This window comes from Archangium violaceum, from assembly GCF_016859125.1.
Taxonomy (GTDB): Bacteria; Myxococcota; Myxococcia; order Myxococcales; family Myxococcaceae; genus Archangium; species Archangium violaceum_A.
In genome coordinates, this window is record NZ_CP069338.1 from 5,222,100 (window position 1) to 5,237,481 (window position 15,382).

The following is a 15,382-nucleotide window of genomic DNA, read 5'->3' on the forward strand; positions in this document are numbered from 1 at the left end:
GGTTTGTTTTGGGGAGCGGATCGCTGGATTCGTATTCATACAGCAGGTGTGTGAGGGTTCTCCCCTTGTGTATCCTTCGAGACACCTCGACGGTGAGCAGACTGGAGCCCCTCCGTGACGACTCAACGTGTGAACATCCTGGCGCCCGAGTTCCGCGCCGACCCGCATCCCCGCTATGCCGAGATGCGCCGCAACACCCCCGTCATCCAGGTAGAGCCCGCGGGGTTCTGGGCCGTTTCCCGTTATGAGGACGTGGCCTTCGTCATCAAGAACCCGCAGCTGTTCTCCTCGCAGGGGTTCAAGGCGGCGTGGCAGCCGGAGTGGGTGGGGTACAACCCGCTCGCCAACTCGATGCTCGCCATGGATGGGGCGGGGCACACCCGGCTGCGGACGCTGGTGAGCCGGGCCTTCAACGCCAGCGCCATCACCCGGCTGGAGGCTCGCATCCGGAAGCTCGCGAACCGGCTCGTGGATGAGCTGGCGGAAAAGGGCGAGGCGGACTTCGTCTCCCGGTTCGCCATGCCGCTGCCGGCGTTCGTCATCGGCGAGCTGCTCGGGCTGGACGTCTCCCTCCATCATCGGTTCAAGGACTGGTCGGACGACATCGCCAGCGTCACCCCCGAGCCCCGAGACCCCGAGCACGCCCGGCGCACGCTCATCGCCATCTCGGACGCGACGCGCTACATCTCCGAGGTCATCGAGGCCCGCCGCCGCTCGCCCGCCGATGATCTGGTCAGCGAGCTGATCCGCGCGGAGGTGGAGGGACAGTCCTTGACGGATAGGGAGATCATCGACTTCCTGGTGCTCCTGCTCATCGCGGGCTTGGAGACGACGGTGCACCTGCTGGCAAACTCCCTGCTCTTCCTGGCGGAGCGCCCGGATGTGCGGGCGCGGCTGCGCGCCGAGCCCGCGCTGGTGCCTGGGTTCATCGAGGAGATGCTGCGCTACGATACGCCCGTCCAGGCGTTGGTACGCATCGTCACCTCCGACGTGACGCTCTCCGGGGTGAAGATTCCCCAGGGGGACGTGGTGCTCGCCCTCATCGCCTCGGCGAACCGTGACGAGCGCCACTACACCGAGCCCGATCGCTTCGATCTCCACCGTGGACAGCCCGGCCTCTCCTTCGGGTATGGCGTCCACTACTGCATCGGCGCGCAGCTGGCCCGGATGGAGGCGCGCTGCGGCCTGGAGGCGCTGCTCTCCCGCTTCAGCGGCTTCGAGCGGATCCCCGCCGAGCTGAACTGGGGCCAGGCCATCACGGTTCGTGGGCCTCAAAGACTGCCGCTTCGTTTCATCCCGGCCTGAGCTCGCCAGCCTGTTTCCAGGGAAGGAGCGCCAGCGCCGATGAAGCAATGGGCGTTCTCGCGGTATGCCTTTGTCCCGGCGTCGATGAAAGCCTGTTGCAACCAACCCGAGGGATGCTCGTGGGCTGCCCCCCCGGAATGCTGTCACCGGATTCCATCCACTACCTGCGCCTGACGGTCGTGGATGCCCCCCACTATGACGTGAGCCACCAGGGCTCCGTCTATCTTCTGCCCAGGGCCCAGGCAGACACCTTCAGCTCTTTCTTCACCACGCCCTGAGAAGGAATCGTTCCAACAAGTAGCGGGGGGCAGGCTCACTCCGGCCTCGTTACTTCCAAAGAACTCGAGCCAAGAGCGAGTCCTTCGACCCCCGCCCCAGCCTCACGCTCGTTACGAGTGTGTCGCTCCCCTCCGCTGGAAGTCAAAGGGCAGCGGGTCCTCCTGGGTGTTGGGGTCCTCCATGGGTCCCAACAGGTGGAGTGTGGCCTTGCCCGCATGTGACTCGAGCACGGGCGGTCTGCGCGATGCTTCGGCCCTCAAGAGCGCTCGATAAATCCCAGGAAGTGAAAGCTGGGTGATCCAAAGGTGGGTGGGGAAGGCAAAGCCCCACCCCTGGGGTTCGGGTGCAAGAGGTACCATGTGAAGTAGGCAGGGGGAGTGAGCCAGAAGAAAGCGCGGGCAGCAGAGGGAAGAGTCCGGACGAAAGAGCCGGACAGGTCGCAAGGCTGGCTGTTCAAGCAGATGCCGGAGCAGTTGGTGGAGCCGGAGCACCCGGTGCGGGTAGTGGCGGCGGCGGTGGAGGCGTTGGACCTGAGAGGCTTTCTGGCCGGGGCCAAGGCGGTGGAGGGACATGCGGGACGCCCGGTGACAAGTCCCCGGTTGCTGTTGGCGCTGTGGGTGTACGGGATTCAGCAGGGAGTGGGGACGGCGACGGAGCTGGCGCGCCGGTGCGAGGAGGACAGGGCGTACCAGTGGCTGGCCGGTGGAGTGAAGGTGAGCCACGACAAGCTGAGCCAGTTCCGGGTGGAGCACCTGGAGGTGTTGCAGCAGGTGTTTACCGACGTGCTCTCGGTGCTGTTGCAGCAGGGGCTGGTGAGTTTGGAGCAGGTGGCGCAGGACGGCACGCGGGTGAGGGCCAGTGCCTCGGCGCCTTCGTTCCGGCGGGAGCAGTCGCTGCGGGAGTGCCAGGAGCAGGCCGAGCTGCACTTGCAAGCGGTGCTGGCGCAGAAGGACGACCCGGAGCTGACGCGTGGGCAGCAGGCGACACGAGAGGCCAAGGCGCGTGACTACCAGGCGCGGGTGGACGCGGCGCTGGAGGCGATAAAGCAACAGCAGGCCAGGAAGAAGGGGGCGGACAAGGAGAAGGTGCGCGCCTCCTCCACGGATGCGGATGCACGGGTGATGAAGATGGCCGATGGGGGTTTCCGACCCGCCTACAACCTGCAATTCGCGGTGGCTGGGGAGGCGCTGGGAGGGCCGCGAACGATTGTGGGAGTGGAAGTCACCAACCAGGGCAGCGACATGGGCAGCGTGAGCCCCATGGTGGAGCAGATTGAGCAACGCACGGGCCAGGTGCCCGAGCGCGTGCTGGCCGATGGCGGCCATGCCACGTGCGCAGACGTGAAGCAGTGCGCGGCCAAGGGGTTGAAGCGCTCATTTCGGTGCCCGAGCGCATGGCCCAGGCCGGGCAGCAGGGGGACCATTCCCCCGAGGTAGAGGCGTGGCGTGAGCGCATGCGCACCGACGAGGCCAAGGAGCAGTACAAGGCCCGCGCCGGCCTGGTGGAGAACGTCAACGCGCAGGTGAAGGGGCGCTATGGCCTGACGCAGGTGACGGTGCGGGGGCTGGACAAGGTGAAGTGTGTCGCCTTGCTGGTGGCCCTGGCGCACAACCTGGCCGCACACGGCCAGCCTCTGGTGGATGCGCTGCTGGCGCGCCAGAGCGCGCTTGCCGAGCCGGCTCACCTCCTCGAGCTGGCTCCAGGCAACGCGGCCTCTCTCGGTGGCGGCATCAGTCCGGTGCCGGTGGACCAGGTCACCGCCTTGCCTGCTGGCTTCTGACGGCCAGCCCCCTGCCGCGTGTGGTGTGACCGGGCCTCTCAGGCTCCAACCAGGCGATGAGCCCCCGGGCTGTGTGGTTGAATCCCGCTCTCGCCTGCTTCCCACCTGTACAACCCCCCCCTCCAACTCCGCGCCTCGGGATGGGCGATTTCCTCCGCCCTCCCCTCCACTTCCTGATCGCGCTCTGCTCCCGCGAGGGATTTATCGACTGCTCTTCAGCGCTGTTACGGGAGACGATCCTGCGGCAGGTTGTTCTGCACCCCCGAGACGACCGGGCGTGAAGTGCTTCCCGCGCGGTACAGCAAATCCTGCCAGACGATGGGCGAGCGCGTCCGGAAGGCGCTCGTGAGGTTGATGATCGCCGCGCCATTCCTGCTCAGTTGGAAGGACGGTTGGCTGTTCGCCTTCAACGGTGCGTCGAAGAACTGCGGGCCCGAGGGAAGATCGGCGCCGTAGGTGGTCCCGCCCGAGGAGATCTGCACGCGCCCGCTCGACTTGAGCATGCCCAGGACGAAGACCCGGTCCACGAGGGCCACACCATTCTTCGATGCGGTGGGTCTGGCCTGCCGGGTGGTATCGTAGGGCTCGGTGCTCAGGTGCATGCGGTGCGCGTAGTAGAGGACGTCGCGCACGATGGCCGGCTGCTGGCGGGTCTTGAACCAGGTCGAGTAGTAGGCCGTCAGGTCGTAGAACGCGTACTGCACCGCCGAGTTGGGCCGCAAGGCGTGACCCTCGTAGTGGTCATTCCAGGTGAGGATCTGCACCATCTTCACGCCCGAGTCGATCGCCGCCTTCCAGGTGTTGTACTGGGTCTTGAAGCCCGCCGTTTCCGTGGTGATGGAGCTGGTGGGTCGGTTGTCCGTATGGCTGACCGGCGGAGAGTAGGGGACTCCGTTCTGGTCGCCCCATGCCTTCAGGGTGTTGATGCCATTCAGGGGGTTGGCGGTGTAGGGGAGGTTGTCCCAACGCGAGAAGGTGGCTCCCACCATGAAGGGCTTCAGCGCGTTGCGATTGGCCTCCGAGGGGTCGAGCAGGGTTCCCCACAGCACCGCATCCATTCCATGGACGGTCTTCAGTTGATCGAAGAACTGCTGGTACCAGGAGGTTGGCAGGGCCTCGGGCCTGAAGCTGCCCACCACGAACTTGCCGTTGAGCTTCCTCCACGAAGCGCGGTTCTTGAAGGCCGCGAGGTCGTCGGCCCGCTGACGCGGCTCATTCGCTCCGCTGCCATTCGAGAGGATGTGACTGTCAATGTTGGGGATGACGTAGAAGGGGGCGCTCGGGTTCTCGGCGTTGAACGCGTCCGCTGCATCGAAGAGGTTCGTCAGCCACTTCCAGCGGTTATCGCTGGGACGGAACCAGAGATTGAAGAGGAAGCCATCGACGCCGACGGCGGCGGCCGTCTGGATGTCCGTCTTCATGTCCCGCTTGCCGTAGTCCGGCTCCACTGCGGGGATGGCCAGGATCGGCACGGGCCGATCGCGCAACCATCCCCCGATGGACGCATAGTCTCCCGTGGGTTTGAGCCAGTTGGTGTAGTTGTCGTAGTGCTGGCCTGCGGAGTTGGTGCCATAGCTCCGCAGCGGGAAGTTGTGCCAGTGAGCGAAGACCTTGTACTCGCTCTTGGCGAGGTCCGCGCGTGCCGGCAAGTCGAACGGCAGGAGCGCATTGTTCAGCTCGAAGGGGGCCTTGGTGGCCAGGCTCGAGCCATCGGAGCCCTCCGTACCCTCCAGCTCGGAAGACGCCTCGGGAGGGGCGCAGGCCGACACGGCCGCTGCTGCCGCGAGGAGAAGGAAGAGACCGTGCTTCAGTCGGGAGACACTCTCGCTGAACAAGTGCTGGCTCTCTTTCTGAGAAAACGAACCTGCGGGGGCAACCTGGGAAATTCCGGTGTGGGTTGCGACTCGTTCTAGAGAGGGGTCCTCGTCTCCGCCGTCTCAGGAAAAGAGCGTGTGCTGGCTGTCGTTCCTGTCATGACATGACAACGTGCGCGACCAACTTCTCTTTCCAAGATGTTGATGGTCGCAAACGCACCCGGTCGAGGGCATCACGTTGACGAGCGGGAGCGTGTCCGCCACGGGAGCTGATCAGTACGTGGAGGTCCGCTTCACCAGCGCCGCCGGGAGCCTGGCTCCGGGCGAGACGAGCGTGCCCATCGAGCTGGGCATCACGTTCGGCGCCTCCGTCAATGAGACGGATGACTACTCGTACGGCAACCAGACCACGTTCGCCAACTGGAGCAAGATCACCGTGCACGACGCGGGCTCGGCGCCCCTGAGTGGCCTGCGCGGCGGCACGCCTCCCAGCGCGAGTGGCGGTGGTGACGGCGGTGGCGGTGGCGGTGACGGGGGGCACGATGTCGGCTGAGTTCTTCGATGACTTCAGCTACTCGAGCACGGCGGATGCCGGGTTCCAGAGCTGGTGGCAGTTGCGCAGCTACTCGGGCGGTCCCGGTGTGAGCGGCGCGCAGTGGCTGCCGTCCAACGCCTCGCTGGTGAATGACGGCACCAGCAGCAACCGGCTGCTGCGGCTGCGGGGGAGCACGAACGGGACCGCGGGCGGCTCGACCCAGGTCGAGGTCCTCTCCAAGGTCCAGAAGTTCCGCTACGGCACCTACGCGTCGCGGTTCAGGTTCAACGACACGACGCTGTCCGGCCCGCGCCTCTTCGGCGACAAGTACGTGGAGACCTTCTTCACCATCACCCCCTACAACTCTTCCAACTACTCGGAGCAGGACTTCGAGTACCTGCCCAACGGTGGCTGGGGCCAGGGCAATACCAGCACCATGTTCCTGACCTCGTGGGACAGGAACAAGGGGTCCAGGTCGAACCAGGTCTCCACGAGCCATGACGGGTGGCACACGCTCGTACTGCATGTGTCCCCCTCGGGGAGCGTCTACTTCATCGACGGCGTGCAGCGGGCGTCCCACGGCCCCGAGTACGCCCCGACGATCGGCCAGTACATCGCCTACCAGCTGTGGTTCATCGAGCTGGACACGAGCAACAACACCTCGCGTACGTACTACGAGGATGCGGACTGGGTGTACTTCGCCAAGGACGTGCTCCTGTCGCCCAACCAGGTGGAGGCACCAGGGGTGTACGCCGCGCCAATCTCCCGCATCCCCACAGGGGTCTCCAGATACGTGGCCACCGGCCCGTCGGTGGGCGCGCCGCGCAGGTCGAGCGCGAACAGGGGCAGGCCGGTGCGGGCGAGGGTCGCATCCGCCCGGTACGCCGGGTCCACCTGAGCCAGGTAGTCGAGCATCGCCCGTGCCGGTCCGACGGAGAGTGTCGCGTCCATGCCGTAGAAGCGCAGCTTGCGCGGGTGGGCGGGGTCGGCGTTGTAGGCGCGCATCCACTGGATGAGCGCGAGCACCTCCTCCGTGTTCCAGGGCCAGAGCTGCAAGCCGGCGAGCAGTCGCGCGGGAGCTCCCTCCCCGGTGAGCACGTAGTGGTCCACCGCGGCCGACGCGGTGAAGTTCGCCTCGAGGACGAAGGCGGTGAAGCCCAGCTCGGAGACGAGGAACTCGAACATCCGGTGCTTGAGCTGGAAGAACTCGCGCGTGCCGTGGGTGGACTCGCCCAGGCCGACGACTCGTACCTGGGCGAGCACGGGCACCAGCGGCGCGAGGTCGGAGAACCCGTGCCCCGTCTCCACGGTGGTGGTGGGGATGGTCGCTCCTGGAGAAAAGATTGAGCCTCCCACGCATACCGGCCGGGCCTGACGAGGTCAGGCCCGGGCCGGGGTTCGTCTCAGCGCGTGCGGCGAGCGCGTGCGTGGGCCGGTACCGCCTTGCGCCGGCCGAGCAGGGCGGCCAGGGTCAGCGCGGCGGCGACGAGCAGGGGGGTCCCTCCGGTCGAGGAGGCACCGCAGCTCGCGGCCTGCATCCCGGCCCCGAGCGATGCGTCACCGGGGATGACGCCGTCCGTACCCGGAGAGGAATCACCGGGCTCCGAGGGCGCCTGGACGACGGTCCCGGGCTGCCCATCGGTGGAGTCGTCCGGGGGAGAGGAGACATCACCGGGGTCGGAGCCGGGCTCGGAATCAGGGGTCTCGGGGGCCGGGGTCTCCGGCGTCGGCGTGGCGACGACGGGGGGAATCACGTCGTCCTTGCTGGTGGCCTGGATGAAGCCGTCGTGGAAGACCACGCCTTCCTGGGAGATGGACTCATCGCGGTAGAGGCCGATCTTCAGGTAGTTGCGCTGGCCCGAGTACTGCGTGGCCACCTTCATCTTCGGCAGGACGACCTTGCCGTCGTGGTACAGCTCGACGAAGCCGACCTTCGGGTCCGGAGACCACTTCACGTGCAGGACGAAGTCGTTCCAGTGCTCGCGCCGCAGGGGCGAGGTCCAGACGATCTTCCCGCTGCTGCCACCCACGCGCAGGCGCAGCTGGTCATCCACCACGTAGAACTCGATCGGCGGCGAGCCTCCGTTACCGTCGTGATGCCACTGGGTGAAGAGCGCCCACTTGGACGAGCGGGGGAAGCTGCTCGGGAAGAGGGTGCTCCACTTGTAGAAGTACTCGGAGCCGGGCTCCTCGCGGCCCAGATAGAGAACCTCGTTGCGGTTGCCGCTGGCGTTGATGGGGTCATCGCCCTTACGGACGGTGACCTTCAGCGCGTAGCGGCCCTCTCGCACGGGCGAGTTGACCACCAACAGGCGGCTCGAGGAGACACTCTGCTCGCGATCCCACTGCGAGAGATTTCCAGTCTCGAAGTCCCCCTTCCACACGGGGGAGGCAATGGCCAGGGTAGGCAACAGCAGCGCGAAGGGGGCAAGTCTCAGCAAACGCTTCAATCTCGGTCCTTTCGTTCCGTTTGGGACCCCTCGGACAAACGGCTCCCCCTCCCACTTCCCGAGGTGCTTCCCTGTCAGCCCTCCTCGAAGCGGTGGCTCGTCATCTTGCTTGCCCTGTGTCTGGGTAGACGAGGGCCTCGTGGCAGGCGCGCCCCGCGAGTGGGCACGAGTCCCCCGGTATTTCAGGCGCTTAGGGCCGTGGCGTGATGGCGGAGGTGGTCGGCCATGAAGGTCGAGACGAAGTAGTAGCCGTGGTCGTATCCGTCCTGGAAACGGAGTGTCAGGGGCTGCCCTGATTGCTCGCAGGACTCACGGAGGAGCTCGGGTTTGAGCTGCTCCACGAGGAACTTGTCGCTCGTGCCCTGGTCCACGAGCAGGGGCGGGAGTCGCGCGCCCCCGGAGCGCAGCAGCTCGGTGGTGTCCCACCCGCGCCAGGCCTCGGTATCGGGCCCGAAGTAGGTGCCGAAGGCCTTCTGTCCCCACGGGCAGCGCATGGGGGCCGAGATGGGCGCGAACGCGGAGACGGAGCGATAGCGGCCCGGCTGGCGCAGGGCGCAGACGAGGGCGCCGTGCCCACCCATGGAGTGGCCGAAGATGCCCTCGCGATCCATGCGAGCGGGGAAGCTCCTGCCCACGAGCTCGGGCAGCTCCCGGGTGACGTAGCTGAACATGTGGAAGCGCGAGGCCCAGGGCCGCGCGGTGGCATCCACATAGAAGCCAGCGGCGGTGCCCACCTCCCAGTCCACGTCCTCCTTCTCGATGCCGGTGTTGCGCGGGCTGGTGTCGGGGACGACGAGCATCAGCCCCAGCTCGGCGGCGAGCCGCTGCGCACCGGCCTTGATGAGGAAGGTCTCCTCGGTGCAGGTGAGCCCCGAGAGGTAATACAGGACGGGCACCTTGCCCGCCCGGGCCTGGGGCGGCAGGTAGACGGCGAAGCGCATCTCGCCGCCACACACCTCCGAGTCATGGCGGTAGTAGGCGACGGTGCCTCCGAAGCAGCGGTGCTCGGAGGCGAGCCGGAGGTCCGCTCCCATCACGCGTACCTCACCACGGCGCGGATGGACTCGCCCCGGTGCATCAGGTCGAAGCCCTCGTTGATGCGCTCGAGCGGCAGCGTATGGGTGATGAGCGGGTCGATCTGGATCTTCCCGTCCATGTACCAGTCGACGATGCGGGGCACGTCGGTGCGGCCCCGGGCGCCGCCGAAGGCACTGCCCTTCCACACGCGCCCGGTGACGAGCTGGAAGGGGCGGGTGCTGATCTCCTGTCCGGCCGCGGCCACGCCGATGATGATGCTCTCGCCCCAGCCGCGGTGGCAGCACTCGAGCGCCTGCCGCATGGTCTGCACGTTGCCGATGCACTCGAAGCTGTAGTCGGCGCCGCCGCCGGTGAGGTTGACGAGGTAGGGCACCAGGTCCGCGCCCACCTCGGTCGGGTTGACGAAGTGGGTGAGGCCGAACTTCTCGGCCATGGCGCGCCGGGCGGGGTTGAGGTCCACGCCGACGATCTGATCCGCGCCCACCATGCGGCAGGCCTGCACCACGTTGAGTCCGATGCCGCCCAGTCCGAAGACGACCACGCGGGCGCCCGCCTCCACCCTGGCGGTATAGATGACGGCGCCAATGCCCGTGGTCACCCCGCAGCCGATGTAGCAGACCTTGTCGAAGGGCGCGTCCTCGCGAATCTTCGCCACGGCGATCTCCGGGAGCACCGTGTGGCTCGCGAAGGTGGACGTCCCCATGTAGTGGTGGATGGGCTCCTTGCCGAGCCGGAAGCGGCTGGTGCCATCGGGCATGAGGCCCTTGCCCTGGGTGGCGCGGATGGCGGTGCAGAGGTTCGTCTTGCGCGACAGGCAGGATTTACATTGGCGGCACTCGGGGGTGTAGAGCGGGATGACGTGGTCGCCCTTCTTCACCGAGGTGACACCGGGGCCTATGTCCACCACCACACCCGCGCCCTCGTGGCCGAGGATGCTGGGGAAGATGCCCTCGGGGTCCTTGCCCGACATGGTGTACGCGTCGGTGTGGCAGATGCCCGTGGCCTTCAGCTCGACGAGCACTTCGCCGGCCTTGGGTCCTTCGAGCTGTACCGTTTCGATGCGCAGGGGCTTGCCGGGTTCGAACGCCACGGCGGCTTGGATGTCCATGCTCGTGTCCTCCGGTTGCGGGATGTAGCGAGGCGCAGCGGAGGGTAGCGGGCACGTGGGGAGCCGGGGGGCTTCACCGGCCGAAGAATTGCGCTTCCCGACAGTCGCGGTAACACATCGTCGGATGTACGGGTCATCGAGGAGCATCGGACGAGACGCATGAGATGCGTGGCCAACAGAGCGCGAGCGGTCGTGCGGCCCGGCGGGACGAGTGTCCTGCTGGTGTCGCTGCTGCTCGCCCTGATGGCATCCGGGTGTACCCGCTTCGACGATTCCATTGATTCCCTCATCCTCCGATTGGAGGAGATGGAACGACAGGGCACGGCACCCCAGCACCTCGCCTCGGTGGGGGAGCCGGAGCCCATGCAGCCGAGCGCCGCCCGGATACGGGGGATGCTCATCGCGGGCCTCGCGGTCAGCCGCGCGGATGGCCCGCCCATGCCAGTGGGTACCGAGCTCCGACGGTACCCCCCGGGCCAGGAGGCACAGCCTCCGAGGCTGGCCCGGAGAGCCGAGCACCCGCAGGTGAAGAAGGTGCTCGCACCCGGTGTCGGGTCCGCCATGGCGCGGACACGGGTGAGCGCGCCCGGGGGAAGGGCGCGGAGATTGGCCACCGGTGAGGCACCGGAGGAGGCCATCCGTCAGGCAGTTGTCGTCGTCGGAGCACCGCGGCAGGAGGCCCGAGCCGGCCGCGGTCGCGTAGGGGTGCCGGGGGTCGTACGAGGGAGGTGGATCCACGCCACCGAGCCCTCGGACCTCGAGAGCCCGTTGCCGGGCGGCACCACGCTGTGGGCAGGAGGTGTTCTGCCAGACACTCCGCATTCGCGGCGGGGCCCCGAGCCCTCGTGGACACTTGAAGCCGCGAAGCCCCATCCCCAACTCCTTGCGCACCTCGAAGTCGCCCGAGCACCTGACGGAGCGGCGGGCGTGGAGAGGCGGAGGAGGCGCTCACATGAAGCGGGGAGTCGTGAATCGGGCCACCAGGAGTTGTGTGCTCGCGGGAGCTGTGTTGCTTCCAGCGGCGGCCTGGGCGGGAAACCACAACCTGTCGTACCCGGTGGTGCTCCCGGAAGGAGCTGGCCTGTCGTTGCGTACGGGCCTGACGGTCCCCCGCCTCGAGGGCAAATGGTGGTACGGCTGGATGGAGGGACAGGAGCCGGTGGCGTGCGCCCCGAGCACCTGTACGCCTCCGCCCGGCGTGGACGTGTGGCGCGTGTACCCCCAGGACGAGGGGGGACGCTGGCAGGCGGGCGTCTTGAATGGGACGCCGGGCGCCACCGTGGGCGTGTCCGAGGTGGACTGGCGCGATGGGCTCGAGAACACCACGTGGAGCACCGCGTCCGCCATTCGCGTGGAGACCACGCTGTACACCGCGCTCGACGAGCCCTTGCCGGCCTACGAGATGCAGCACCTCCATGGCCAGGGTGTCCGGGAGATGCGGGGCGTGGTGGCGTCGAACACGGAGCCGGCCATTGCCTCGCGGACCGAGAGCGGGGACGCCACGGTCATCACACCGTGCGCGCGGTTGACCATCCAGAAGCTGGAGTCTTCAGCCAGCGCGCGACGGCCGCAGCCGGAGCGTTTCCATTGGAACGCGGCCGCGGGCGAGTGGACTGGCGCCGCGCATACGCTCGTCAACAGCGCGGTATGGGAGAAGGGTGACCGGGGCCGGAGCGGTGGCCTGGCGGCGGTGGTGGACGTGAGCGGCAAGGCACTCTTCCGGTACGACTGGGAGCTGTGGCGTGCGGCGCTGCCCATGCACGTGAGTGCGGCGGGGTGGTACCGCCTGACGTTCAGCCTGGATGGGAGCGCCGCGGGCGGCAAGCGCTGCGGCGGGTACGCGCTCAACACCTCCATCGCGGAAGCGGAGGTCGAGGTGGGCGAGCAGTACCCGTCCGTGGTGGACGCGGTGTGGAACCTGTCCTACGTGGACATCTACGTGCGCCAGAAGGACTGACACCACCACCTCCCTCTCCCCGTCGCCCTCCGGCCTCGCTCTTCGCTGACCTGTCCGACTTTCGGACAAGTTGCTGAAGAGCCGGCCCGGAGGGGCCTGTTCGAACCGTTGGAGAGGGGCATACGAGAGATGGAACAGCAAGAGACATCGCCGCAGAGAGCGATGGTACAGATGGTCACTGCCTTCTGGTTGCCGCTGGCGATCCACACGGCGGCGAAATGGCGTGTCCCCGACTGTTTGAAGGACGGTCCGAAAACGACGGCCGAGTTGGCCCGCGACGCAGACGCATGAGGACTCCCTGCGCCAGCTGCTGCGTGCGCTGTCGAGCGTTGGCGTATTCGCTGAATCGGAGGACGGGCGCTTCGCGTTGACTCCGCTGTCCCAGACGCTGCGCTCGGATGTGCCGGGCTCGCTTTGGGGCTTCGTGATGATGGTGGGCTCCGAGTGGTACTGGCGGAGTTGGGGCAGCTCCCCCATGCCGTCAAGACGGGGCAGCCGGGATTCAATCAAGTCCACGGGCAGCCCGCCTTCGAGTTCCTGTCCAAGCACGCGGAAGACGCGGCGATATTCAACCAGGCGATGACCTCGTTCTCCGCGATGAGCGGCACCGAGGTCGTCTCGGAGCGCTACGACTTCTCGAAGGTGAAGACAGTCGTCGGCGTCGCGGGCTGCCAGGGTTCATTCCTCGCGCATGTGCTGAACGCGCATTCGCATCTGCGCGGCGTGCTGTTTCGGCGGCGGCTTCTTCGAGTCGGTGCCGGCGGGTCATGACCTGTACATGATGAAGATGATCATCCATGACTGGGCGGATGAACAGGCGTTGAGGATTCTGGGCAACTGCCGGCAGGCGATGCGGAATGACGCCAAGCTGCTGCTGAGCGAACAGCTCATGCCGGAGCAGGCGGTGCCGGGTCTGCATACGTTCATCGATTTGACGATGCTGGCGCTGCTCGGCAGCAAGACGCGCACCACGAAGGCGTTCCAGACCTTGTTGGCGCAGGCCGGGCTCGAGGTGACGCGGACCATCGACCTGGTCGGTGGCTTCGCGCTCATCGAGGCGCAACCGAGCGTCTGACTCTCGAGCCAACAAGAAAGGGCGGGGGAGCTGAGTTTTGAACGGATTCCCGCTCCCCATCCCTCAGTTTCTTGACGAGCCCTTCGAACGTTCATTATTCGGCGTCCCATGACCCTCTCTTCTTCGACGCTCTCTTCTCGCGTGCTCATGGGGCCGCGCTTCCTCCTGTTGGCGCTCTCGGTGCTCGCGGCCTGCGGTGACTCCGACCCCGAGCAGCCCAAGCCCACTCCCATCACGGAGGCGCGCAACCGTGACAACGGCACCCAGGTGACGGTGGAGGGGTACGTCACGGTGCAGCCAGGGGCGTTCTCCTCGGCGCTGGAGAATGAGGGCTTCGCCATCCAGGACAACACCGGTGGCATCTACGTGAAGCTGACGGAGAAGCTCGATTTCGGGTTGGGCACGCACGTTCGCGTGAAGGGCACGCTGAAGGACGAGAACAACCTGCGCATCCTCGAGAGCGAGCTCGGCTCCGTCGAGAAGCTGGACGGCACCCAGCAGGTGGGCGCCAGGGACGTGCGCACCGGCGACGTGGGCGAGTCCACCGAGGGGCTGCTCGTGCGTGTGAACGCCACGGTGACCCAGGCCGCCAATGACGAGCTGCCCTACGGCTACGAGCTGTATGTCAATGACGGCTCGGGCGAGGTGCAGGTGTACATCCACGACTCGGCGGGCTTCAACCCGGACACGGTGCGCGCCCTCAAGGTGGGCCAGAAGATCCAGGTGACGGGCCTGTCGGCGCAGTACGAGTCCACCTATGAGGTGGCGCCCCGGCAGCCCTCGGACCTCGTCGTGGTGCCGTAGCGCACGGAGCGGGTGGCGGCGCTACACGCGCTCGAGGGCCAGGGCGATGCCCTGGCCGACACCGATGCACATGGTGGCGAGCGCGCGCCGTCCGCCGCTCTTCTGGAGCTGGTGGACCGCGGTGAGCACGAGACGCGCGCCGCTCATGCCGAGCGGATGGCCCAGCGCGATGGCGCCACCCCAGGCGTTGACGTGCTCGGCATCGTCCGGGATTCCGAGCTGCCGCAGGCAGGTCAGGGCCTGACTGGCGAAGGCCTCGTTGAGCTCGATGACGTCGAAGTCCTTCGGCTCCAACCCCAGCCGCGCGCACAGCTTGCGCGTCGCTGGCACCGGTCCCACGCCCATGATGCGGGGCGGAACACCCGCCGTGGCCATGCCCAGTACGCGCGCCCGTGGCGTCAGCCCGAACCGCTCGACCGCGGCCTCGGACGCGAGGAGCAGCGCGGCCGCCCCGTCGTTGATGCCCGACGCGTTGCCGGCGGTCACCGTCCCGTTGTCGCGGAAGAGGGCCTTCAGCTTCGCCAGACCATCCAGGGTGGTGTCCGGGCGCGGGTGCTCGTCGCGGTCGATCCGCACCGTCTCGCCGCGCTTGCGTCCTGGCACGTCCACCGGGACGATCTCCTCGGCGAAGAAGCCGGCTTGCTGCGCGCGCGCGGCACGCTGCTGGCTGCGCAGGGCGAAGGCATCCTGGTCGGCGCGCGAGATGCCGAACTCGGCGGCCACGTTCTCCGCCGTCTCGGGCATGCTCTCCACACCATACTGGCTCTGGAACACCGGGTTGATGAAGCGCCAACCCAGGGTGGTGTCCTCCAGCGTCTGAGCACGGGAGAACGCCGCATCCGCCTTGCCGAGCACGAAGGGCGCGCGGCTCATCGATTCCACGCCACCGGCCAGCGCCAGGGAGATTTCGCCGACGCGGATGGCGCGCGCCGCGCTGCCCACCGCCTCCATGCCGGAGCCGCACAAGCGGTTGAGCGTGACGCCGGGTACCTCGTGCGGCAGGCCAGCCAGGAGCAGGCTCATTCGGGCCACGTTGCGGTTGTCCTCGCCCGCCTGGTTCGCACAGCCCAGATAGACCTCGTCGATGAGCCGAGGATCGAGCTTGGGATGGCGTGCGAGCAGGACCCTCAGGGGAATGGCGCCGAGGTCATCGGCACGCACTCCGGCCAGCACGCCGCCATGGCGGCCCACGGGCGTGCGCACCGCATCACAGATGAACGCTTCGCTCATGATTCAT

The 15,382-nt window shown here is 67.2% G+C and carries 14 protein-coding genes and 1 pseudogene; 9 read left to right on the forward strand and 6 right to left on the reverse strand.

What is annotated here, in order from left to right; translation table 11 throughout:
* Positions 1-114: 114 nt before the first annotated feature.
* The 4 genes from JQX13_RS22385 to JQX13_RS22400 all read left to right on the forward strand — a co-directional run bounded on the left by JQX13_RS22385 (position 115) and on the right by JQX13_RS22400 (position 3,364).
* Positions 115-1,305, forward strand: coding sequence for a cytochrome P450 (locus JQX13_RS22385; RefSeq protein ID WP_203410953.1), 1,191 nt, complete (start codon positions 115-117; stop codon positions 1,303-1,305).
* Between the two features lie 137 nt (positions 1,306-1,442).
* Positions 1,443-1,583, forward strand: coding sequence for a hypothetical protein (locus JQX13_RS22390; protein WP_203410954.1), 141 nt, complete (start codon positions 1,443-1,445; stop codon positions 1,581-1,583).
* 378 nt (positions 1,584-1,961) lie between these two features.
* The gene (locus tag JQX13_RS22395) at positions 1,962-3,020 is read left to right on the forward strand and encodes a transposase (protein WP_203408414.1); all 1,059 of its coding nucleotides are present in this window, start codon (positions 1,962-1,964) and stop codon (positions 3,018-3,020) included.
* A gap of 17 nt (positions 3,021-3,037) precedes the next feature.
* Positions 3,038-3,364, forward strand: coding sequence for a transposase (locus JQX13_RS22400; RefSeq protein WP_203408413.1), 327 nt, complete (start codon positions 3,038-3,040; stop codon positions 3,362-3,364).
* A gap of 224 nt (positions 3,365-3,588) precedes the next feature.
* Here JQX13_RS22400 and JQX13_RS22405 read toward each other — a convergent pair whose 3' ends face one another.
* On the reverse strand, positions 3,589-5,199 hold the full coding sequence (locus JQX13_RS22405; RefSeq protein WP_203410955.1) for an endo-1,3-alpha-glucanase family glycosylhydrolase: 1,611 nt from the start codon (positions 5,197-5,199) through the stop codon (positions 3,589-3,591).
* A 232-nt stretch (positions 5,200-5,431) separates the two neighbouring features.
* On the opposite strand from JQX13_RS22405, the gene JQX13_RS22410 reads away from it, so the two are divergent.
* Positions 5,432-5,731, forward strand: a complete 300-nt coding sequence (locus tag JQX13_RS22410) for a hypothetical protein (protein WP_203410956.1) — start codon at positions 5,432-5,434, stop codon at positions 5,729-5,731.
* Positions 5,732-6,385: 654 nt separating this feature from the next.
* On the opposite strand, the gene JQX13_RS22415 is transcribed toward JQX13_RS22410, so the two are convergent.
* The 4 genes from JQX13_RS22415 to JQX13_RS22430 form a co-directional block, all read right to left on the reverse strand.
* Positions 6,386-7,069 carry an erythromycin esterase family protein gene (locus JQX13_RS22415; RefSeq protein WP_203410957.1) on the reverse strand — a complete coding sequence of 228 codons (684 nt, stop codon included), beginning with the start codon at positions 7,067-7,069 and terminating at the stop codon, positions 6,386-6,388.
* Between the two features lie 47 nt (positions 7,070-7,116).
* Positions 7,117-8,163 (reverse strand): polysaccharide lyase, encoded by a 1,047-nt coding sequence (locus JQX13_RS22420; protein ID WP_203410958.1) that lies wholly within the window; start codon positions 8,161-8,163, stop codon positions 7,117-7,119.
* A 182-nt stretch (positions 8,164-8,345) separates the two neighbouring features.
* Positions 8,346-9,197: an S-formylglutathione hydrolase gene (gene fghA / locus JQX13_RS22425; protein WP_203410959.1), complete on the reverse strand. Its 852-nt coding sequence runs from the start codon at positions 9,195-9,197 to the stop codon at positions 8,346-8,348.
* Complete coding sequence (locus JQX13_RS22430) at positions 9,197-10,309, reverse strand: S-(hydroxymethyl)glutathione dehydrogenase/class III alcohol dehydrogenase (protein ID WP_203410960.1); 1,113 nt, start codon at positions 10,307-10,309, stop codon at positions 9,197-9,199. Before JQX13_RS22430 ends, fghA begins: the two co-directional genes overlap by 1 nt.
* A gap of 952 nt (positions 10,310-11,261) precedes the next feature.
* Between JQX13_RS22430 and JQX13_RS22435 the strand changes: the two genes are divergently transcribed.
* From JQX13_RS22435 to JQX13_RS22455, 4 genes and pseudogenes are all read left to right on the forward strand, one after another.
* Positions 11,262-12,266 (forward strand): hypothetical protein, encoded by a 1,005-nt coding sequence (locus tag JQX13_RS22435; RefSeq protein WP_203410961.1) that lies wholly within the window; start codon positions 11,262-11,264, stop codon positions 12,264-12,266.
* Between the two features lie 129 nt (positions 12,267-12,395).
* Positions 12,396-12,557, forward strand: a complete 162-nt coding sequence (locus JQX13_RS22440) for a hypothetical protein (protein WP_203410962.1) — start codon at positions 12,396-12,398, stop codon at positions 12,555-12,557.
* 153 nt (positions 12,558-12,710) lie between these two features.
* Positions 12,711-13,341: pseudogene (locus JQX13_RS54360) on the forward strand (methyltransferase).
* Between the two features lie 108 nt (positions 13,342-13,449).
* Positions 13,450-14,145 (forward strand): DNA-binding protein, encoded by a 696-nt coding sequence (locus JQX13_RS22455; protein ID WP_203410965.1) that lies wholly within the window; start codon positions 13,450-13,452, stop codon positions 14,143-14,145.
* A 21-nt stretch (positions 14,146-14,166) separates the two neighbouring features.
* Here JQX13_RS22455 and pcaF read toward each other — a convergent pair whose 3' ends face one another.
* Entirely contained in the window at positions 14,167-15,375 is a 1,209-nt protein-coding gene (gene pcaF, locus JQX13_RS22460) for a 3-oxoadipyl-CoA thiolase (protein ID WP_203410966.1), read from the reverse strand.
* Positions 15,376-15,382 lie beyond the last annotated feature (7 nt).